We start from the raw sequence: 19,854 nt of genomic DNA, 5'->3' as shown, positions 1-19,854 counted from the left end.
TGCCATTACTATTTGAAAAATACAGCTTTATAATCGTTAATATACTTTTATACCCCCGCTATTTCAAATTTTTTGATTTCATGATTCCAAATCCTAACAGAACCCACGCAGCTATTAAGAAAACACCTCCTATTGGAGTAACAATGCCGAACATTTTAAAATCGAATTGCACAAGGTCGTTCAGTGCCAAAGTATATATTGAAAAAGAAAACAGGAACACGCCAATTACAGTACAAATGTAAATTGGCTTCTTCGATTTAATTAAGTTATCAGGTATCAAAGCAAGAATACATAGAAAAAACGCATGATACATTTGATAGCGAACCCCTGTTTCAAATGTTGCTACTGCATCTGCATCTACTAAGTTTTTTAATCCATGTGCGCCAAAAGCACCAAGCACTACAGCTAGCATTCCAAACAAGCACGCCGTAATCAAAATTGTTTTTTTCATAACTTTTTCCATAACTTTCTTTATAAATGTAACAATTTGATACCTTAGTATTTCGTTACAAATCAAAAATACTCAAATCATATGATGCGCAAAATTCTTGTTATAGGTGCCGGTAAGTCCACTTCTTATCTACTTGATTATCTTTTAGGAAAAGCTGAAGCTGAAAAATTAGAAATAACCATAGGCGATATTAACCCTCAGGCTATACCAGAAAAGATTGCAAACCATTCACACTGCTCGGTTATTGCGCTAGATATCTTTGACCAAGACGAAAGAAATAAAGCCATTACCAATGCAGACATTGTTATTTCTATGCTACCTGCACGTTTTCACATTAAAGTTGCTGAAGATTGTGTAATACATAAGAAACATTTGGTAACCGCTTCTTATGTTAGTCCTGAGTTACTTGCTCTTGACGAAAAAGTTAAGGAAAACGGATTAGTATTTATGAACGAGATTGGTCTTGACCCCGGTCTTGATCACATGAGCGCCATGCAGGTGATAGACCGAATTCGCGATAAAGGAGGAAAAATAATATTATTTGAATCTTTTTGCGGTGGATTGGTTGCCCCAGAAAACGATAATAATCTTTGGAATTATAAATTTACCTGGAACCCAAGAAACGTTGTTCTTGCCGGCCAAGGCGGTACAGCCAAATTTATTCAGGAAGGCACCTACAAATACATACCGTATCACCGACTTTTTAGACGTACTGAATTTTTCGAAATTGAAGGATACGGACGCTTTGAAGGCTATGCCAATCGTGATTCTTTAGGCTATAGGGAAGCTTACGGACTTCAAAATGCCTTAACCATTTTTAGAGGAACCATGCGCCGTGTTGGTTTTTCAAAGGCATGGAATATGTTCATTCAACTAGGTGTAACAGATGACACGTATACCATCGAAAATTCTGAAAAGATGAGCTATAGACAGTTCATTAATTTATTTCTACCCTATTCCCCTACCGATTCGGTAGAATTGAAACTTAGACACTATTTAAAATTGGATCAAGATGATATTCGTTGGGATAAATTATTGGAACTGAACATATTTGATGACACCAGATACATCGATATCCCAAATGCCACGCCTGTTCAAGCACTACAAAAAATACTTGAAGACAGCTGGACGCTTAAAGCGGATGAAAAAGATATGATTGTTATGTACCATAAGTTTGGTTACGAATTGAACGGAGAAAAGAAACAGATAGATTCTAAGTTGGTGGTAGCTGGTGAAAATCAGACCTACACCGCAATGGCCAAAACGGTAGGATTACCTGTAGCAATTGCAGCCTTAAAAATTCTCAATGGAAAAATCACAACTCCAGGAGTTCAAATTCCTATTACTAGGGAGGTTTATGAACCCATTCTTGAAGAACTAAAGTCATACGGAGTCAACTTTAAGGAATATGAGGTGCCTTATTTAGGATATAACCCTAATTCTGTAGTTAACTAAGCCATTTTAACTATCATATTAAAACCAAATAAGTATTTTTATATCTAATCTGATATAAAATACATGAAAGCACCTACAACATTGGCGAAAATTGATGGTATCGACAAAAAGATATTACGGTTTTTAATGAACGATGCGCGAAAACCAGTTTTAGAAATCGCTCGAAGTATTGGAATATCTGGCGCTGCCATACATCAACGCTTAAGAAAACTAGAAGCTTCAGGTCTTTTATCAGGTTCTAAGTTTGTTGTTAACCCTAAATCGCTAGGGTATACCACTATGGCTTATATTGGTATTTATCTGGACAAGGCCATGAGTAATCCTATGGCGGTAAAACAACTAGAAAAAATACCTGAAGTATTGGAATGCCATTACACTACTGGCAATTGGTCTATTTTAATTAAAGTATTATGTAGGGACAATGAGCATCTGATGCAGGTTTTAAACAAAGAAATACAACAGATTGAAGGCGTTTCTCGAACTGAAACATTCATATCCTTGGCTCAACAAATCGATAGACAAATTACTATTTAAGTAGAAAGTAAAAGTAGTTCTTCAGAAGTTTCATTTGGCTTTATAGTATCTATTTTCTTAAAACCCAATTTACTTAAAAGCTGAAGTGATCTTTGATTTGTTTCCATACAAATGGCCATTACCTTTTTTAAGTCTAATTCAGATTCTCCATATTCCATAATAGCATTTGTTGCTTCAAACGCATAGCCCATTCCTTCAAAGCCTGGTAACAATGCGAAACCTAGGTCTACGTTTTCTAGATAGTCCCTTTTTAAGAAACCACAAAGCCCAATAGGAGTACCATCCTTTAAAACAACCGTTAACAGTCCGAAACCATATTTATCATACCCTTCAATTAGCGTTTTTTGAATATAATCTTTTGCCTTATTCTGAGTTGTAATTTTCTTATCCCCAATATATTTTATCCAACTGTCACTATTCAACAATTCATAAATAAATTGGGCATCCTCTAATTTCGCCCGCTTTAAATACAATCTTTCAGTTTCAATTCTTTTCATATGGTTATAATTAAAAATAAAAAACCTGCCTCGAGTAAGACAGGTTTTATTTATGTTCGTTCTAATCTACCATTGGGTTAATCTCTACCACCAAATACTTGAAGTCCCCAGTAGATCAATGTTGCTAATGAACCAATAGCCGCAACCAAATAAGTACGTGCCGCCCAATTTAATGCATCTTCTGAACCTGCATATTCTTGTGGTGTAACTATATGTTTATTCTTCAACCAAGCCAATGCCCTGTTACTTGCATCATATTCGACCGGTAAGGTCACAAAACTAAATAAGGTAGCCATACCCATCATTATTAGACCAGCAACAGCAACCCAATATCCAAAACCTACGCCAGCAGCAGCACCCAAGACCAAGCCTCCAAATACCACCCACATAGACATGCTAGATGTTACACTCACTACCGGCACTAACTTAGAACGAAGACCTAACCATTCGTATGCCTCCGCATGTTGAACCGCATGACCACATTCGTGTGCTGCAACTGCAGCTGCCGAAGCATTTCTTTGGTTATATACACCTTCACTTAAGTTTACTGTTTTGTTTTTTGGATTGTAATGATCCGTAAGCATACCAGGGGTAGAAACTACTTTTACATCACGTATACCGTGATCTGCTAACATTTTCTCCGCAATTTCAGCGCCACTCATTCCATTCTGCAGATGCACCTTCGAATAAAACTTAAACTTACTTTTTAACTTTCTACTTACTAACCAGCTCACTAAAGCAATAGCTCCGATTAATATATAATATCCCATCATAACGTTTCAATTTTAAAATCAATTAAATATACTAAAGATTCCCTTTTACCAGTAAATCTATTTGTACTAAAGCAAAAACCCCGCCAATTTCCTTTCGGATCTAGCGAGGTATATTTTACTGACAAAATGTACGTTTATGCAATCACTTCTTCCCAACAAAAGGCTTCAATAATTTCTTGATACACCACGGTACCTTCAACAATATTTAATCCTTTTTTCAAAGAAACATCTTTCTCACAAGCAGCTTCCCAACCTAAATTAGCCAACTTCAATACATAGGCCAATGTAACATTGGTTAATGCCATAGTAGAAGTGTAAGGTACTGCACCTGGCATATTCGCCACAGAATAATGTACTACGTCATCAATTATATAAATAGGATCCTCATGAGTTGTTGGCCTTGTAGTTTCAACACAACCGCCTTGATCTACAGCAACATCAACAATTACTGTTCCTGGGCGCATGTCTTTCAACATATCTCTAGTGATTAAGTTAGGTGCCTTAGCCCCTTTTAATAAAACCCCACCAATAATAAGATCATGAGTTTTTATATGTTTTCTAATATTGAACTCGTTACTAAATTCTGTTGTTACATGTGGTGGCATTACATCATTTACATAACGCAAACGCTTCATACTAATATCCATAATAGTTACGTGAGCACCCAAACCTGCAGCCATTTTAGCAGCTTGCACTCCTACAACACCAGCACCCAAAACCAAAACTTTGCCAGGCGCTACACCAGGTACTCCACCCAAAAGAACACCACGGCCTTTAGCCGGTTTTTCCAAGTACTTTGCACCTTGCTGTATTGCCATTCTACCAGCAACTTCAGACATTGGTGTTAAAAGCGGCAAAGTTCCTTCGTCATCCTCAACGGTTTCATACGCAATACAAATTGCTTTTTGTTTGATCATTGCCTTGGTCAATGCCTCACTAGAGGCAAAATGAAAATAAGTGAACAGTATTTGACCTTCTTGGATTAATTCGTATTCTTCAGCGATAGGCTCTTTAACCTTCACGATCATTTTGCTCATGGCGTATACCTGACCTATCGTATCTAATATAATGGCACCTGCCTGTTGATAGTCCTGATTAAAGAATCCACTGCCTTCCCCAGCATCGGATTGAACATATACCTTATGATTATTCTTTACCAATTCAAATACACCGCCAGGTGTCATACCTACTCGGCTCTCATTGTTTTTAATTTCCTTAGGAATACCAACGATCATGATGTTATGATTTTATGTTATCCCGCAAAATTGAAACTAATTACGCAGATATCAAACATAAAATCGACAAAATACAGGGGTTGTGTGTTTGAATTTATATTTAATTCAATTATAACCCTATTTTATATAGGGGTGTTTATGTAAAAATGATTTTTATAAATATCAGACCCCTATTAATTTTTGGTATTTTAAAATAAAAAAATATTTTACTGAATTCGTGTACCGACATGGCAGATTACTTCGTCGTACCTCCTTGTGAAGACAGATATGGCGCAATACGCTGCTCGCTTTTCGCATTACACTATTTAATGAAAGAAAAAAACGTCATCGCAAACGCAGTGAAAAAATCTGTTGAATTCGTGTGCCGAATCTACAAATCACTCCGCTTTGCTCGTGATGACGTATTTAAGAAGATGTTTAACCTACGATATTTACAATTTTACCAGGCACTACGATTACCTTTTTAGGTTCACGGCCTTGTAATTGTTGTTGGGTTTTTTCATTGGCCATTACCGCTGCTTCGATTTCTTCTTTTGATAAATCCAAAGAAAGCTCTAATGTGAACTTCATTTTCCCATTAAAAGAAATAGGATACTCTTTACTACTCTCTACCAAATACTTGCCTTCAAATTTTGGAAAAGGCGCTGTAGCGATAGATGTTGAATGACCTAATTTATGCCAAAGTTCTTCAGCAATATGTGGTGCATAAGGTGAAACCAAAATAGCTAATGGCTCTAAAATATGCCTACTCACACATTTCTGCGTAGCAAGTTCATTGACACAAATCATGAATGTAGATACCGATGTATTGAAACTGAAGTTCTCAATATCTTCTTCTACTTTTTTAATGGTCTTATGTAATGTTTTCCAAGATTCTTTTGATGGCTCTTCTTCACTTACCATAAAGGAAGCATTTTCAGCTGTATGATACTGTCTCCATAATTTCTTCAAGAAAGAATGTGTACCTGTAATACCCGCAGTATTCCAAGGCTTAGATTGCTCTAACGGACCTAAGAACATTTCATACAAGCGTAAACTATCCGCGCCGTATTCCACGCAAATAGCATCAGGGTTTACCACATTATATTTGGACTTGGACATTTTTTCGACCTCGCGGCCTACAATGTATTTTTCATTATTATTTCCAGAAATCACTCTACCAGAATTTGAAAAGAAAATTGAGTTCTTATATTCACTTAACCAATTTTTAAATCCATCCATATCAAGTTCATCCGAACTATTTACAAGTGAAACATCAACATGTATTGGCAAAATCCTATTTCTATCAACATTTGGCTTAACAAGGCTTGGACCAAAGATTCCAACCAATGCTGATTTAAGGTCAATTTCAAAATCGGCTAAAACATCATTATCTGCTATAATATTTTCATACAGTTTTTTAGAAATAAATATTTTGGTACTAATTATTTCTTCATCAGAAAGAAGTCGTTCACTATTTGAATCGAATCCAGGAGTTATATCTACCCTATAAGCGAACGCACTAGTCCCCGTAATCATCCCTTGATTAATCAGTTTTTTCGCAAACTCATCTTTAGGCACTAAACCTTTATCGAACATGAATTTTTGCCAGAAACGAGAATACAATAAGTGCCCTGTAGCATGCTCGCTACCTCCTATATACAAATCTACATCTTGCCAGTAGTTAATCGCTTTCTGTGAAAATATCTCTTCACTATTCTCTGGGTCCATGTATCTATTAAAATACTGCGAACTCCCCGCCCAACCTGGCATGGTATTCAACTCTAATGGAAATACCGTCGTATTATTTATTTCATTATTATTTACAACTTCATTTTTTACCGTGTCCCATGCCCACACCTCAGCATTACCTAAAGGTGGCTCACCGGTTTCTGTTGGTAGGTATTTTTCAACTTCAGGAAGTTTAATAGGCAAATGTTCCGCTTCTATCATTTGAGGCATTCCATCTACATAATACACTGGGAAAGGTTCTCCCCAATAGCGTTGTCTACTAAAAACAGCATCACGCAAACGGTAGTTAATTTTCCCTTCGCCTTGCCCTAATTTTTCCAACTCGAAAATGGCGCGTTTCACTGCTTTCTTATACGGCAAACCGTTTAGAAAATCTGAGTTCGTAATTACCGTTTTGTCTTTATCGGCATACGCTTCTTCAGAAATATCAACTCCTTCAAAAATATTCGGTATTGGAATATCAAAGTGTTTTGCAAAGTCATAGTCACGTTGATCTCCGCATGGCACGGACATCACTGCTCCTGTTCCATAACCTGCCAACACATAATCACCAATCCAAATAGGAACTGGTTCTTTTGTAAACGGATGCTCTGCATACGCACCTGTAAAAGCACCTGTAATTGTTTTTACATCGGCCATACGATCACGCTCAGAGCGTTTTGCAGTGGCTTGAATATAATTTTCTACCTCAGCCTTTTGTTCTGGAGTTGTAATTTTAGACACCAATTCGTGCTCTGGAGCTAAAGTCATAAACGAAACTCCGAAAATAGTATCAGGTCTGGTTGTGAATACATCAACAACTTCATCATGTCCATTTATTTTGAATACAGCAGACGCTCCTTCACTTCTACCAATCCAATTAGTCTGTGAATCTTTTAAAGGTTGTGGCCAATCAATTTTAGCCAAACCATCTAATAAACGTTGCGCGTATGCAGAAATTCGCATACTCCACTGGGTCATTTTTTTACGAATAACCTGATGGCCACCACGTTCTGAAACACCATTGACTATTTCATCATTTGCCAACACCGTACCCAGTGCCGGACACCAGTTTACCTCAGTATCCGCCAAGTACGTAAGTCTATATTGTAATAAAACCGCTTGTTTTTTAACCTTTGAAAAAGCCTTCCACTCATCCGCTGAAAATGCCTCAATAGCATCATCACATACGGCATTTACAGTAGTATTTCCATCCGTAGTAAAAATAGAAATAAGCGACTCTATATCTTCCGCCTTATCAGTATTTTTATTATACCAAGAATTAAATATTTGAATGAATATCCACTGCGTCCATTTGTAATATTCAGGACTAGAAGTACGTACTTCTCTACTCCAATCGAACGAAAAACCCATCCGATCAAGTTGATTGCGATAACCTTCAATTATTTGGCCAGATTTATCTATTCCTCCTTCAATATTAACCCTAGTAGTATCTGCAGGATGTTGCCCTGTTTGTATAGCATATTGCTCTGCCGGGAGTCCGAAAGAATCATACCCTTGCGGATGCAATACATTAAACCCTTTATGTCTTTTATACCGCGCATAAATATCACTAGCAATATAACCTAATGGATGCCCAACATGCAGTCCTGCTCCCGAAGGATAAGGAAACATATCTAACACATAGAATTTCTCTTTTTCAGAGTCATTTTCTGCTTTGAACGTTTGGTTTTCTGCCCAGTACTTTTGCCATTTGGCCTCAATTTCGTTGAAATTGTATTGCATGATAGTTGCTTCTTTGCGATAAGGGGCAAAAATAGGTCGAATCGATGAAAGTTAAAAAGATATTGATGATTAACGGGTTTTGGTAGCATAAGTTCGTAAAAACAATCCTTATGATTTAAATTTGGTATCTTAGTTTCTTGATGATCATGTACCCCAAATCATTCTTCTTTTGCGTTTTCCTACTCTGCATTGTGTCTACCGAACTTTCAGCACAACTTGGCTTCTGTGGCGGTAATTCTGGCGACCCTATTTTTACGGAAGATTTCAGTTCTGGAACTATCGACGGCCCTGCTTTACCCCCCGGCACTACTACATACACATTCACTACCGGAACACCTAATGACGGCTCTTACACTATTTCAAGTACCACTAACTACTTCGATTGGAAAAATATTCAAGACCACACCCCTGGTGATACCAATGGCAAATCTTTTATTGTAAATGCAAGTTTTACCGCTGGTGAGTTTTACCAAAGACAAGTTGAAGATTTATGCGAGAATACCTCTTATGAATTTTCGTCATGGCTCATAAACGTTGGCTCTGCTAGTGGTTGCGAAGGCAATAGTATACCTGTAAATGTTCGTTTTCAAATTTGGGACGAAACGGACACCAATTTATTAGCACAAGGAGACACAGGAAGTATTCCTGCAAATTCAAGTACCGATTGGAAGCAATATGCATTGGTATTTAAAACAGAACCTGGCCAAACCTCCGTTATTCTTAAAATGAGAAATAACAGTAATGGAGGTTGCGGAAATGACTTAGCTATCGACGATATTGCATTTAAGTCGTGTGGAGATAAAGTTACTGTTTCGACCAATACAGATGAGGCAAGTTTAATTGTTTGCGAAAATCAAGGCGGAGTTTCCAAAACATTAACTGCATCTCCAGATTTTTCCATATTTAGCACTCACGCATATCAATGGCAACAAAGTAATGACCAACAAATTTGGACAGATATTGCAGGAGAAAACAATAATACTTTTACTACACCTACTGTAACTACAACTACTTTTTTTAGAGTTAAAACTGCCGAAGACCCACTTAATGTCAACAATGATTTATGCAATGTTGTATCTGATGTTTTTGATATTATAGTTCTTCCCGTTCCTAATGCACCAATAAGTAATGGAGATGTTAGCGTTTGTGAAGGTGAAATGGGCACATTATCTGTTTTCAATCAAGCTGCATACATCGTAAATTGGTATGATGCACCTACAGGCGGAAATCAATTACTAGGAGACAATAATAATTTTGAAACTACTATTGCCGGCACTTATTACGCCGAAATGAATACGATTGAAATTGAATGTGCCTCTACTACAAGAACTGCTGTAACACTAACCGTAAACCCATTGCCGATAGTGCCAGATGATACGTTTTCTTATTTCTGTGAAGGCACATCGCTAACCCTAAATGCAGCAGTTGTTGATGCAACTTATGTATGGAGTACAGGAGAAACTACCCAGTTTATACAGATAACTGAACCTGAAGAGTATACCGTTACCGTAACTAACACTAATGGTTGTAGCAATAGCCACAGTTTTTTTATAGAACAAATAGACCTTCCCATAATAGAAAATGTAGCATCTGACGGGCCGTCAATTATTATTACTACCGAGAACCAAGGAGATTTTGAATTTTCCTTAGACGGATTTAATTTTCAAGACAGCCCCATCTTTGTAGCTGTTGAAGGAGGTTTTTACACGATTTATGTTCAAGATAAAACGGATTGTGGAACAATTACACAAACTTTTTTTCATTTGGTGATTCCTAAATTTTTTACTCCGAATGGAGATAATATAAATGACCTTTTTGAACTTGATGGATTAGATATTTTCACCAATGTATCCTTTTCTATTTTTGACCGATATGGAAAACTACTAAAATTCGGAAACACTAATTCTTCTTCTTGGGATGGTTCTTTTAAAGGACAGGATATGCCCGAAGACGATTATTGGTACAATATCAAAGCAGATACCACACAATTTAAAGGTCACTTTAGCCTGAAACGATAACGGGTTGAAATTTTAAGTTCCATTTAACTTTACTTTGCTATTTTTACTGCACTTTTAAGTGCTCTATGGCAAACTCTTTCGAAAATTATCAACGGCGCAAACTCATTTCATCCTATTTTTCAGTGGTGTTAAGTATTGCTTTGGTCTTATTCCTATTAGGAATACTAGGTCTATTGGTATTGAATACCAAAAAAATGGCGGATCGATCCAAAGAACAGATTACTATTTCTGTTTTTCTAAAGGAGAACACAAAAGAAATTGAAGTGGAACAGCTGCAGAAGACATTAGCTATGTCTGACTACACTAAATCATCTACCTATGTTTCTAAAGAAGAAGCTGCAAAGCAACATAGTGAAGATATTGGTGAAGATTTTGTTGATTATTTAGGCTACAATCCACTAAAGAATTCTATAGATGTAAAACTGAATGCCGATTTCGTTACCGCAGAAAAAGTGGAAGAAATCGCCGCCACACTTTCAGAAAAAGGTTTCGTCGACGAAGTAAGTTACGATAAGGTATTAGTGAGCATGGTCGCGAAGAGTGTTGAGCAAATTGGTTTCTGGATTTTAGTAGCCAGTGCTATTTTTACATTTATCGCCGTATTGTTAATCAATAGTTCTATTCGACTTTCCATTTACTCCAAACGATTTATCATTAAAACCATGCAAATGGTAGGGGCGACCAAAACCTTTATAAGAAGACCATTTATTTGGCAAAATATAAAATTAGGTATGATTGGGGCCGCTATAGCATTATTAGCCATTGGCGGCGTGGTTTATTACGTAAATACTAACTTTCAAGATTTAGGCCTTTTCGATGAACCCTATATTCTTGTTATTTTAATGGTAAGCGTTTTTCTTTTAGGTATTCTGATTTCGTTCATTAGCACCTATTTTGCGACCCAACGCTTCTTAAATCTTAGAACCGACGAATTATATTATTAAATTTGCGCCATGAGTAAAAAGATCAAAGTCGAGCATCAACCTAAACAAGAATTTATTTTTCAAAAGAAAAATTACACATTTATGTTTATAGGTCTTGCCTGTATCGCATTAGGTTTTATATTAATGAGCGGTGGCGGTAGTGATGACCCCAATGTTTTTAATCCAGAAATCTACAACTTTAGAAGAATTCGATTAGCTCCTACCTTGGTGCTAATTGGGCTAGGAATTGAAATCTATGCCATTTTATTAAACCCACATAAAAAGAAAGATTAATTGGATACTTTAGATGCTATTATACTCGGAATTATTCAAGGATTAACCGAGTTTCTTCCAGTTTCTTCAAGTGGTCATTTAGAGTTGGGTAAAGCAATTTTAGGAGACAATTCTGTTCAAGAAGAAAGTTTGTTATTTACCGTCGTTTTACATTTTGCCACCGCTTTAAGCACCATTGTTGTATTTAGAAAAGACATTTGGGAGATTATCAGTGGTCTGTTGCAGTTTAAATGGAACGAGGAAAGTCAGTTTTCTGTAAAAATTATTATTTCAATGCTTCCTGCGGTATTCGTAGGTCTCTTTTTCGAAGAGCAATTAGAATCTTTCTTTGGAGGCAATATTAGGTTCGTTGGGTTTATGCTAATAATCACAGCGGTACTTCTATATTTTGCCGATAAAGCAAAGGATACGGATAAGAAGGTAAGTTTCGGAACTGCACTTATAGTCGGTATTTCACAAGCTATTGCCATGTTACCAGGTATATCTCGTAGTGGCGCCACAATTTCTACCTCTGTACTTTTAGGTGTTGATAAATCTAAAGCCGCTAGATTCTCTTTTTTAATGGTGGTTCCTTTAATTTTTGGTAAAATCGCAAAAGACCTTATGAGTGGTGAACTAAATTTTGATGGAGAAAATAACATTGCCATGGGAGCAGGTTTTATCGCTGCTTTTATTGCCGGTTTAGCTGCTTGTACCTGGATGATTCAATTGGTACGAAAAAGCAAACTATCCTATTTTGCCATCTACTGTCTTATTGTAGGACTAATAGCTATTATTTACGGATTCACAAATCCGTAAGACGTACTTAAATACCCAGAATTCATGAAAAATTTGACCAAAGAAGATTTTTTAAATGGTCAGTTATTATTGATTGACAAGCCCTTGGGATGGTCATCGTTTCAAGCAGTCAATAAATTAAAATGGGCGATTAGAAAGAAGTTCAGTCTTAAAAAATTTAAAATTGGGCACGCAGGTACTTTAGATCCTTTGGCAACTGGTTTATTAATAATTTGTACTGGTAAATTCACAAAAAAAATCACTGAATACCAAGGTCAAGAAAAAGAGTATACCGGTATATTTACCTTAGGTGCCACTACTCCTTCTTTCGACCTAGAAACAGAGATTAACGAGACATTCCCAACAAATCACATTACCCCAGACTTAATTCAATCGACCACTGAACAATTTATTGGTGAAATTGAACAAGCCCCACCAGTTTTTTCAGCTTTAAAAAAAGATGGTAAACGTTTATACGAATTGGCACGTGAAGGCAAAACTATTGATATCCCTAAACGAAAAGTTACTGTAAGTACTTTTGAGATTATTAAAGTTGAAAACCTCAATGTACACTTTAGAATTGCTTGCAGCAAAGGCACCTATATTCGCTCAATCGCTAATGATTTTGGAGCAGCGCTTAATTCTGGAGGACATTTAACATCGCTTAGAAGAACCAAAATAGGTGATTTTAACGTAGATATAGCTGAAGACCCATTGGTCTTTGCCGACATCTTATTAGGGCCTCAAGTAAACGAATAGAAAAACAAAAGTTTACGTTATATCGATTCCCTAAAATAATTTAGTATTATTAAGGTTATATAACCATGAATCTGAATCGACAACAATTATCATTACTCATCACTTTCTTTAGCATGTCTATTGTGGTGTTGGTATTGTATGGTATTCAATTGGGTAGCGAAGAAGTTACAGAAGACGATTATGTGGTTGAAATGGTTTTAGATACTGAAATTTTGGAAGAAATTTTAGAGGAAGAAAAAGCGAAAGAAGACCAGGCAAATGCTGACCCCATTAAAAGTCATTTAGCATTCAACGAAACTGCCAAACCAAGCTATGGTAATCCTGAACCTCTACAAACTTTAGAAGAATTGATGGAAGAGCGCAGTGAAATGAGCGACGGAGACCCTTCAGAGGATATGATTTCTGATTCTGGATATGCCGAAAGAGTAAAGGCCTTGGCCAAAAAGCGAGAAGAGAAAAAACAACTTTTAGGTGAGAAAGAAGCTCAAAAGAAAGAATTTACTAATAACCTTGCCGCTAGAAGAACCTCCGTATCTTATTCTTTAGTAGACCGAACTAATTATAAATTACCACCACCAATTTACACATGTATTGAAGGTGGAAAAGTTGTAATCAATATTGAGGTGAATACTCTAGGCTACGTAACAGAAGCCCATTTCAATGAAAAAAGTTCTGGCACTTCTAACGGATGTCTAGTTGACAATGCCATTGCCTACGCCCTTAAAGCAAGATTCAATTCTTCTGAGAAAGAATCTCAAAAAGGTACTATTACCTACCTATTTCAAGGGAAGTAAACGTAGCAAATCTTGCAATACACTTTGTCCTTTATCTTTATTATAAAACACCTGTAGGTCTTGCTTAAATTCAGGAGTTAACTTACCATGATCTTCTTTATAGGCCTCAACCAATTGCGTTGCCTTAATAGATCTAGGACCCCAAGTAGCAACAACAGAATTTTCTTCATTAATTGCAATAAGCTTAGGGATTGACATAGAACCGTTTGTGAGAAACTGATTCATAACCTCTAAATTCTCATCACGAAGAATAAGCGATAAAGATATATTAGGATTTAATTCTGCTATTTTATTCATAACCGGCAACGCCGGAGAAGCATCACCACACCAACTTTCAGTTAGAACCACCCATGTGATTTTTTCTTTTACTAATTTAATTTTGGCAACAGCCTCATCGCTAAACTTCAAGGTTTTGTCCCACCTACGCATGCGGCTATCATTTAATTGGGTATACTGTGCCAGTGCTTCTGTTTGCACAGGACCTGTTGACTCTCCCTTGTCCGATAAATCGGAAACTAACTGTCTATACTCAAGATACGTGTAATTATTCTCTAAACTTTGCTCAATCACTTTATACATCAATCTAACTATTACCGGTTATTTATACTAAACGAAACCTTTAGTAGTATTAATATAATATTACTTACAAATTCTGCGGATTAACCGCTAAACTATTGAACAACTTGGCCTTAGCCGTAAAATATTTATTCTCAACTTGATTTTGCTTTAAAACAGCATCTATCAATTTACTTTCTCTCGAATTAATTAAAAAAAGTGAACTCTCCCCGAAACTGAATTTACGCTCTTCGGCAGCCAATAAGACAGCATAACTAGCAACAATATCATCAATCAATACATTCTGATTTTTAAATGAATCAAGTTCATTATAAATAGCGACTATTTTATTCTGAATCTGTACCTCAGCATTATCCATTTCGAATTGCGCATCTCTCAATTTCAATTTTGCCAATTTTAAATCTCCTCTTTCTTTTCGGAGGAAAAGTGGTAGCTCAAAATTCAATCCACCTTTATAGTTTTGTGTTTCAAAAGAATCGAAACTATCCGGAGAATCGGTGATGAAATTATATTCAACATCTATTCTTGGCAATAGTTTATTGGTCTTTAAACGTTTGTCTACAACTAGTCCGTCAATCTTAAACCCTAATGATTTTAGTTTCGGATGGTTCTCTAGAGAAAAACTATCCAACGGCTTGCCTAAAATCTCTAATGATTGATCAATTTCAGTATCTAATGAAATGTCTGGCACCACTTGAGGTTGTAGTTCCATCGGAATATTTTCACCCATCCATAGATAATTAGAAAGTTCTAACCGAGCATTTTGTAAAGCGACCTTAGCCTGCTCCATTTCTAACGCTCTATTCTGGACCGAAATTTTAGCCTCTACCGTGTCAATCGCTGCAATTTCACCTGCCAAAACACTACGACTAACACCTTTAAATCTAACTTCAGCATTTTCTAAAAAATCATTAAAAACTTGACTATTACGATAGGCCTGTAACCAATTGAAATATGCCAAAGAAGCATCGAACAATATCTGATTCACCAATAGATCTCTATCAGCCTTAGACTGCTCTCTGAAAAATTTAGCTTTTTTCACGGTGGCCATTCGCTCATTAATCCAAGATCCACGACCTAATGAAAGTGAAACACCTGCACTATATAGACCATCTTCGGGTACATTGCGTTCGGCATTTATATATTCACCCGAATATTGCTCAAAATTCCCCTTAAATTCAATACCGTACCATGTAGGCACTTTAAATGTAGTATTGAGTAAGTCGTAATATTCTGTTCCTTTAAATTCTTTGGTAGAATAATCTACTGCTACTTTTGGGTCAAAACCACCTCTTGCCTTCATCAAATTCGCCTGACCAATACTCAACACCATCTCAGCTTGCTTAGCAATAGGATGATACTTTTTCACATACCCCAAATACTCCCGAAAATTCAATTGAATGGAATCGGTATTCTGTGCATTGGCAAAGAAACCGACAGAAAGACAAAACAGAAGAATAATATTTCGCATCGCTATTTCTTTACATTTTTACTTTGTGCACCTTCTGGCTGGTAATAATTAGGCGGAAAGCCATTTAACTGCCTCCACAACTCGTACCAAATGGGTACATCTTCTAACAAAGCAATGGTATTGGCACCAGAGCCTACGCGTAGTGCACTAGGCCAAGGTTGATCTCCTTTTTCTGGAGACAACAAAACCCTGTACTTTCCATTCGAATTTATAAACGTTTCAATGGCAACCACTTCACCAGCATATGTACCATAAGAAACATTTGGCCAACCACTGAATATAATTGCAGGCCAACCATCGAATTGAATCCTAACTTTTTCACCCAAATGGACTAACGGCAGGTCGATTGGATTTACAAATGTCTCTACAGCCATATCATAATCTGCCGGCATTATACCCACCAATGGCGTGCCTTCTTTAAAAGTTTCGCCAATACCTGCGGTAATTACCGTATTAATATATCCATTTTGTGGTGCGCGTATATAACGTAGATCATTACGCATTTGGTAATTGGTATAGTCATTCTCTAACTTACTTACTTGTGCTTCAGAATCAAATTGATTCGACATAGCTGTAAATTTATCGCTCTGGGCTTTCGAAATTTTATCGGTGTATGATGCTTGAACACTATTTATTTCTACTTCTGCATTGATAATTTCATTTTTAGCAGCCAGTAACTTATTCTCTTGAGAAAGCAGTTTAGCTTGTGTTTCTTGAAGCTTCAACCGTTTTTCTTCTACATCGGTGACCGCTTTTAGTCCTTCACTCTCTAATTGCGCTGTTCGCTCATATTGGCGCTCCGCAATCTTAATGTTCGTCTTGGCAGCTTCAAATTCAATACTATCACTTTGAGCTTTCAACTTTGATTGAAGCACTTTGTTCTTGGCTTGTTCAAGCTTCAATCTTTTTTCATTGAAAAGTGCAGCCACTTGATTATCTAATGACTTTACCTTACCGCCATAAGATTCTACTGATGAACTTTTAGACTTCAACTGTTGACCGGTTCGCTCTACTAAATTAGGGTCAAAATATTCTGATTTGATTTCTGATATAAAAAGAATGGTATCTCCTTTTTTAACAAAATCTCCCTCCCTAACGTACCACTGCTCTATTCTACCCGGTATTTGAGATTGAATGGTCTGTGGTCGTTGCCCTGGTGTCAACGTTGTTAGAAACCCTTTAGCATTTATGGTTTGCGTCCATGGTAGAAACAAAACAATTACACCGACAACGGCGAAGGCAAACAAAAAGCGATTAAAATGCTTGTAATGTCTTTGATGATTTACTTTTTGAACGGATTTAAAATGATCAATAGAAACTTTTTCGTTCAGTTTTTTGTGAGATATATTAAGCATCTTCCCCCCGTATTTCGTTTATAATTCTACCTTTATCCATCGTAATAATTCGTGAACACTTTTTTATCCATTTATCATTTTCACTTACCACCAATAATGCCCACCCATTCGATGGGTCACTTAAGAAATTTAAGATGCGGTCGGCTTCTTCAATATTAAACTGATCTAAAGGATCTTTTAAAATAAGTAGCTTAGGTTTTCTAACGATACTTCTAGCAAGAACGATTTTTTTAGAAACGGTATGGGGTATTTGCTTCCCTTCTGGATAAAGTACCGTATTCAATCCTTCCGGTTGTTTTTTTACAAAATCAGTAAGTCCTACTTTATCAAGCGCCCAGTAAACCTGCTCATTTGTAGTATTCTTATCACCAAATGTGATGTTGTTTAAAATAGTGCCTTCAAAAGGTGATTCTTCAGGCAAGGACTGACCTAAATGAGAACGATAATAATTCAAGTTCATTCCTTTTAATGAAACTCCATTTACATAAACACCACCACTATCAGGCTCAATAATACCTGCTATAATTCTCAACAATGTATTTTTACCGGAACCACTGTTCCCTCTTAATAAAATGGTACAATTTGGCGTAATCGTTAAATTTAGATTTGAAATGATTTCTCTTTTAGGCTGCGGAACACTATATGAAATATCACTTAATTCAACTGTAAAAGATTGGTTTTCCATAAATGGTTTTTCTCCCTCTTGAGGCTCTAATTCTTTATCGACCACTTGACCCATTTTTTCTAACGACGTCAATAAATCATAGAATGTTTCTAGACCTAGAATTAGTTTTTCAACTGAATTTATAACCAATAGAATGATAATTTCTGCGGCCACAAACTGACCAATATTCATCTCTTGATTCAAAACCAACAACCCACCAATCAGCAAAAGTCCGCCAGTAACTAAAACTTTAAAACCAATCATTTGAATAAACTGAAGCACCAAAACTCTAAAATGACTTTCTCTGGCATTTAAGTACTCAACAACCAATGTATCATTCTTGTCTAAAGCATGCGTGGTTTTACCCGAGAGTTTAAAACTCACTATTGAACGCGCCACCTCTTGTAGCCAATGTGCTACTTTATATTTACTTTTAGATTCGTCTAAGCTGGTATCTAAACCTCTTTGAGCAGTAAACTTGAATACCACATAAATTAGTAAGAGTAAAAGAATACCATAAACAATGAAAAAAGGATGGTAAAAAGACAATAACAATAACCCGAATACAATTTGTAATAAAGCAGCCGGAAAATCTATTAAGACCTTCGATAACGACTTTTGTATCGTTAATGTGTCAAAAAATCTATTAGCCAATTCTGGCGGGTAATAGTTATGAAGTTCACTCATTTTAATTTTAGGGAATCTGTACGCAAATTCAAATGAAGACCGAGTAAATATCTTTTGCTGAACATTTTCTATAATCCTAATCTGCATTAACTGTAGTATACCCACAAATGCTACACCCATCGTTACCAATATCACAAGAACAACCCATGATGAGCTTATTTGAGCACCTTGCATTAAATTTATAATTGCCTGTATACCTAACGGAAGTGATAGATTGACAATACCCGCGAAAATGGCGTAATAAAAGACTTGAAAAACGTCTCGTTTATCGAGCTTTAACAGCCCTATGAAACGTTGCCATGCCGTTAATATATTTTTAGCCATTTAAGTTTTGATTTAGCGTGTTAAAAACAAGATGAGTCAAGTATTGGGTAGGCGTTACATTATCATTACAATCTGTAAGTGAAGGAAAATGTTCTTTCAAGAAATGCTGATGTAAACCACTTTCTAAGATAGTACTAGCCAAACTAGAAGGGTATTTATACCCCGAGTCAACTTCTTTGATCATATCATGAAGCCTAGCAACAAGTCTCTTATAAATAACGAAATATCCTTCTTTGTTTTCTTCATCGACCTCTTTGGTCAAATATGATTTAGAATATTCATTAATTACAATCTTATTTAATAAGACCTCATTAATATGAGAAAATGCGGAATCCTCTTTAATCTCCCTTGTAATTATCAATATCGACTTTAATAATTTTTCCTTTGGATTTTTTATGCTATTGGTCGCAAATACCAATTGACACTCTAGCCAACTCCAATACCAAGAAGTCAAATACAATAAAAGTTTGTGTTTATTTTCAAAATAACGATAGATAGAGCTTTCGTTAGATCCTATTTTCTGACCCAACTTTTTAAAGGTGAAATTCTCAGACCCCATCTCATTGATCATTTGAATACTAACCTGAATTATTTTTTTACCCAGATTCGATGATTCAGGATCTTTTAGAAATAATTTATCGTTTATTCTAATCTGTACCCCCTGTAATAACTTATCCATAACAACTCGCTATTTAAATACTTGCAAATATAATAGTATTACTATCACATTATCATAGTTTAACAATTATTAACGAAAGTAATACCTTTATACACCATTATAATTGGGTTTTAGATGCCTGATAAGCAACAT

Annotated in this window: 18 protein-coding genes; 8 read left to right on the top strand and 10 right to left on the bottom strand. The window is 36.2% G+C overall.

All coding sequences use genetic code 11. The features are described 5' to 3' along the window. Positions 1 to 58: 58 nt before the first annotated feature. On the bottom strand, positions 59 to 451 hold the full coding sequence (locus tag AAC084_RS02705) for a DUF423 domain-containing protein (protein ID WP_339836555.1): 393 nt from the start codon (positions 449 to 451) through the stop codon (positions 59 to 61). Positions 452 to 532: 81 nt separating this feature from the next. Here AAC084_RS02705 and AAC084_RS02700 point away from each other — a divergent pair, with 81 nt between their 5' ends. After that, positions 533 to 1,906 (top strand): saccharopine dehydrogenase family protein, encoded by a 1,374-nt coding sequence (locus AAC084_RS02700; protein WP_339836552.1) that lies wholly within the window; start codon positions 533 to 535, stop codon positions 1,904 to 1,906. 63 nt (positions 1,907 to 1,969) lie between these two features. After that, a complete protein-coding gene (locus AAC084_RS02695) occupies positions 1,970 to 2,440 on the top strand; it encodes an Lrp/AsnC ligand binding domain-containing protein (protein WP_339836549.1) in 471 nt (156 codons plus the stop codon). Here AAC084_RS02695 and AAC084_RS02690 read toward each other — a convergent pair. The 4 genes from AAC084_RS02690 to AAC084_RS02675 form a co-directional block, all read right to left on the bottom strand. After that, a complete protein-coding gene (locus AAC084_RS02690) occupies positions 2,437 to 2,937 on the bottom strand; it encodes a GNAT family N-acetyltransferase (RefSeq protein ID WP_339836546.1) in 501 nt (166 codons plus the stop codon). The two genes, AAC084_RS02695 and AAC084_RS02690, sit on opposite strands and share 4 nt — an antisense overlap. Positions 2,938 to 3,014: 77 nt before the next feature. Further along, complete coding sequence (locus tag AAC084_RS02685; RefSeq protein ID WP_339836545.1) at positions 3,015 to 3,710, bottom strand: zinc metallopeptidase; 696 nt, start codon at positions 3,708 to 3,710, stop codon at positions 3,015 to 3,017. A gap of 134 nt (positions 3,711 to 3,844) precedes the next feature. After that, positions 3,845 to 4,945: an alanine dehydrogenase gene (gene ald / locus AAC084_RS02680; RefSeq protein WP_339836542.1), complete on the bottom strand. Its 1,101-nt coding sequence runs from the start codon at positions 4,943 to 4,945 to the stop codon at positions 3,845 to 3,847. 417 nt (positions 4,946 to 5,362) lie between these two features. Next, positions 5,363 to 8,401 carry a class I tRNA ligase family protein gene (locus AAC084_RS02675; RefSeq protein WP_339836540.1) on the bottom strand — a complete coding sequence of 1,013 codons (3,039 nt, stop codon included), beginning with the start codon at positions 8,399 to 8,401 and terminating at the stop codon, positions 5,363 to 5,365. A gap of 191 nt (positions 8,402 to 8,592) precedes the next feature. Between AAC084_RS02675 and AAC084_RS02670 the strand changes: the two genes are divergently transcribed. The 6 genes from AAC084_RS02670 to AAC084_RS02645 all read left to right on the top strand — a co-directional run bounded on the left by AAC084_RS02670 (position 8,593) and on the right by AAC084_RS02645 (position 13,966). Further along, on the top strand, positions 8,593 to 10,419 hold the full coding sequence (locus tag AAC084_RS02670; RefSeq protein WP_339836537.1) for a T9SS type B sorting domain-containing protein: 1,827 nt from the start codon (positions 8,593 to 8,595) through the stop codon (positions 10,417 to 10,419). A 65-nt stretch (positions 10,420 to 10,484) separates the two neighbouring features. Next, a complete protein-coding gene (locus AAC084_RS02665) occupies positions 10,485 to 11,363 on the top strand; it encodes a permease-like cell division protein FtsX (RefSeq protein WP_339836534.1) in 879 nt (292 codons plus the stop codon). A 9-nt stretch (positions 11,364 to 11,372) separates the two neighbouring features. After that, positions 11,373 to 11,636 carry a DUF3098 domain-containing protein gene (locus AAC084_RS02660; RefSeq protein WP_339836532.1) on the top strand — a complete coding sequence of 88 codons (264 nt, stop codon included), beginning with the start codon at positions 11,373 to 11,375 and terminating at the stop codon, positions 11,634 to 11,636. Next, complete coding sequence (locus AAC084_RS02655; protein ID WP_339836529.1) at positions 11,637 to 12,434, top strand: undecaprenyl-diphosphate phosphatase; 798 nt, start codon at positions 11,637 to 11,639, stop codon at positions 12,432 to 12,434. Between the two features lie 24 nt (positions 12,435 to 12,458). Next, positions 12,459 to 13,172, top strand: coding sequence for a tRNA pseudouridine(55) synthase TruB (truB, locus tag AAC084_RS02650; protein ID WP_339836526.1), 714 nt, complete (start codon positions 12,459 to 12,461; stop codon positions 13,170 to 13,172). 65 nt (positions 13,173 to 13,237) lie between these two features. Then, positions 13,238 to 13,966 (top strand): hypothetical protein, encoded by a 729-nt coding sequence (locus AAC084_RS02645; RefSeq protein ID WP_339836523.1) that lies wholly within the window; start codon positions 13,238 to 13,240, stop codon positions 13,964 to 13,966. On the opposite strand, the gene AAC084_RS02640 is transcribed toward AAC084_RS02645, so the two are convergent. The 5 genes from AAC084_RS02640 to AAC084_RS02620 all read right to left on the bottom strand — a co-directional run bounded on the left by AAC084_RS02640 (position 13,949) and on the right by AAC084_RS02620 (position 19,722). Continuing rightward, on the bottom strand, positions 13,949 to 14,545 hold the full coding sequence (locus AAC084_RS02640) for a thioredoxin family protein (protein ID WP_339836520.1): 597 nt from the start codon (positions 14,543 to 14,545) through the stop codon (positions 13,949 to 13,951). The two genes, AAC084_RS02645 and AAC084_RS02640, sit on opposite strands and share 18 nt — an antisense overlap. Before the next feature lie 64 nt (positions 14,546 to 14,609). Continuing rightward, positions 14,610 to 16,013: a TolC family protein gene (locus tag AAC084_RS02635; RefSeq protein ID WP_339836517.1), complete on the bottom strand. Its 1,404-nt coding sequence runs from the start codon at positions 16,011 to 16,013 to the stop codon at positions 14,610 to 14,612. Between the two features lie 2 nt (positions 16,014 to 16,015). After that, positions 16,016 to 17,368 carry a biotin/lipoyl-binding protein gene (locus tag AAC084_RS02630; protein ID WP_339836515.1) on the bottom strand — a complete coding sequence of 451 codons (1,353 nt, stop codon included), beginning with the start codon at positions 17,366 to 17,368 and terminating at the stop codon, positions 16,016 to 16,018. Continuing rightward, the gene (locus tag AAC084_RS02625; protein ID WP_339836512.1) at positions 17,361 to 19,043 is read right to left on the bottom strand and encodes an ATP-binding cassette domain-containing protein; all 1,683 of its coding nucleotides are present in this window, start codon (positions 19,041 to 19,043) and stop codon (positions 17,361 to 17,363) included. Before AAC084_RS02625 ends, AAC084_RS02630 begins: the two co-directional genes overlap by 8 nt. Next, positions 19,036 to 19,722, bottom strand: coding sequence for a TetR/AcrR family transcriptional regulator (locus AAC084_RS02620; RefSeq protein ID WP_339836509.1), 687 nt, complete (start codon positions 19,720 to 19,722; stop codon positions 19,036 to 19,038). Before AAC084_RS02620 ends, AAC084_RS02625 begins: the two co-directional genes overlap by 8 nt. Positions 19,723 to 19,854: the final 132 nt, after the last annotated feature.

Source organism: uncultured Maribacter sp., from assembly GCF_963977385.1.
Lineage (GTDB): Bacteria > Bacteroidota > Bacteroidia > Flavobacteriales > Flavobacteriaceae > Maribacter.
This window is presented reverse-complemented; position numbering and strand designations above follow the sequence as displayed.

What these genes read in the sequence shown, in the direction of transcription:
- AAC084_RS02705 (WP_339836555.1), bottom strand. Translation starts at nt 451, where the DNA reads ATGAAAAAAACAATTTTGATTACGGCGTGCTTGTTTGGAATGCTAGCT.
- AAC084_RS02700 (WP_339836552.1), top strand. Translation starts at nt 533, where the DNA reads ATGATGCGCAAAATTCTTGTTATAGGTGCCGGTAAGTCCACTTCTTAT.
- AAC084_RS02695 (WP_339836549.1), top strand. Translation starts at nt 1,970, where the DNA reads ATGAAAGCACCTACAACATTGGCGAAAATTGATGGTATCGACAAAAAG.
- AAC084_RS02690 (WP_339836546.1), bottom strand. Translation starts at nt 2,937, where the DNA reads ATGAAAAGAATTGAAACTGAAAGATTGTATTTAAAGCGGGCGAAATTA.
- AAC084_RS02685 (WP_339836545.1), bottom strand. Translation starts at nt 3,710, where the DNA reads ATGATGGGATATTATATATTAATCGGAGCTATTGCTTTAGTGAGCTGG.
- ald (WP_339836542.1), bottom strand. Translation starts at nt 4,945, where the DNA reads ATGATCGTTGGTATTCCTAAGGAAATTAAAAACAATGAGAGCCGAGTA.
- AAC084_RS02675 (WP_339836540.1), bottom strand. Translation starts at nt 8,401, where the DNA reads ATGCAATACAATTTCAACGAAATTGAGGCCAAATGGCAAAAGTACTGG.
- AAC084_RS02665 (WP_339836534.1), top strand. Translation starts at nt 10,485, where the DNA reads ATGGCAAACTCTTTCGAAAATTATCAACGGCGCAAACTCATTTCATCC.
- AAC084_RS02660 (WP_339836532.1), top strand. Translation starts at nt 11,373, where the DNA reads ATGAGTAAAAAGATCAAAGTCGAGCATCAACCTAAACAAGAATTTATT.
- truB (WP_339836526.1), top strand. Translation starts at nt 12,459, where the DNA reads ATGAAAAATTTGACCAAAGAAGATTTTTTAAATGGTCAGTTATTATTG.
- AAC084_RS02645 (WP_339836523.1), top strand. Translation starts at nt 13,238, where the DNA reads ATGAATCTGAATCGACAACAATTATCATTACTCATCACTTTCTTTAGC.
- AAC084_RS02640 (WP_339836520.1), bottom strand. Translation starts at nt 14,545, where the DNA reads ATGTATAAAGTGATTGAGCAAAGTTTAGAGAATAATTACACGTATCTT.
- AAC084_RS02635 (WP_339836517.1), bottom strand. Translation starts at nt 16,013, where the DNA reads ATGCGAAATATTATTCTTCTGTTTTGTCTTTCTGTCGGTTTCTTTGCC.
- AAC084_RS02630 (WP_339836515.1), bottom strand. Translation starts at nt 17,368, where the DNA reads ATGCTTAATATATCTCACAAAAAACTGAACGAAAAAGTTTCTATTGAT.
- AAC084_RS02625 (WP_339836512.1), bottom strand. Translation starts at nt 19,043, where the DNA reads ATGGCTAAAAATATATTAACGGCATGGCAACGTTTCATAGGGCTGTTA.
- AAC084_RS02620 (WP_339836509.1), bottom strand. Translation starts at nt 19,722, where the DNA reads ATGGATAAGTTATTACAGGGGGTACAGATTAGAATAAACGATAAATTA.